General features: G+C 47.2%; 1 protein-coding gene. It reads left to right on the forward strand.

Annotated features, from left to right (window positions below):
- Positions 1 to 1,065, forward strand: a 1,065-nt coding sequence (locus tag F6K20_RS39495) for a class I SAM-dependent methyltransferase (protein ID WP_287298592.1), incomplete at its 5' end; no start/stop codon positions are given.
- Positions 1,066 to 1,105: the final 40 nt, after the last annotated feature.

The following is a 1,105-nucleotide window of genomic DNA, read 5'->3' on the forward strand; positions in this document are numbered from 1 at the left end:
TCCCAAAGAGAGGAGATTCGGATTCTAGATGCTGGTTGTGGGACAGGGGTAGGCACAGAGTATCTAGTTCACCTCAATCCCCAAGCCTCAGTAGTGGGGATTGATATTAGTGCTGGAGCCTTGAAGGTAGCCCAGGAACGCTGTCGCCGCTCAGGTGCTGATCGGGTCGAGTTTCATCACCTGAGCTTGTACGATGTTGACCAAATCGAGGGTCAGTTCGATCTAATTAATTGTGTGGGAGTGTTACATCACTTGCCAGACCCGATCCGTGGGATTCAATCTATAGCTAAGAAACTAGCACCGGGGGGCTTATTTCATATCTTTGTCTATGCTGAATTAGGACGCTGGGAAATTCAGTTGATGCAGCAAGCGATCGCACTTTTGCAGGGTCAAAACCAGGGAGACTACCAGGATGGGGTGAAGGTCGGTCGTCAATTATTTGAAGCTCTCCCAGAAAACAACCGAATTGTCAAGCGAGACCGGGAACGCTGGGCTTTGGAAAACCATCAGGATGAATGCTTCGCGGATATGTACGTTCATCCCCAAGAGATTGACTATAACATTGAAACCCTATTTGAACTAATCGATGCGGCTGGCTTGGAGTTTCTTGGGTTTTCCAATCCCCGCTACTGGCAGAAAGAGCGCTTATTTGGCAAGAATCCAGAGTTAATGGCACGCTCAGAACGTCTGAGTGAACGGGAGCTATATCGGTTAATTGAATTATTAGATCCTGAACTGACTCATTATGAGTTTTTCCTCACCCGTCCTCCCTTAGAGCGAGTAGATTGGTCAGAGGATAAAGACCTGTTAGCCGCAATTCCAGAACGGCACCCTTGTATGACCGGTTGGCCAAGTAAGTCCCTATTTGACTATGATTACCAGCTGGTTAAGCTATCAGACCAGGAATTTACGTTTCTCGAAGCCTGTGACGAGAATGGTAGCTCACCCGACGACTCATCCCAAAGCCAAACTGTAGCAGAAATTATTAAGCATGTTAACTTCGATTTAGATGGAGTGCGATCGCTACTCCAACGGCAGTTGATTATGCTCAAAATTGATAGTTGATAATTCAAGAATTCAGCGGTCAGCGGTCAGCGGTCAGCGA

Origin of the sequence: Moorena sp. SIO2C4 (genome assembly GCF_010672485.1) — a bacterium.
GTDB lineage: Bacteria > Cyanobacteriota > Cyanobacteriia > Cyanobacteriales > Coleofasciculaceae > Moorena > Moorena producens.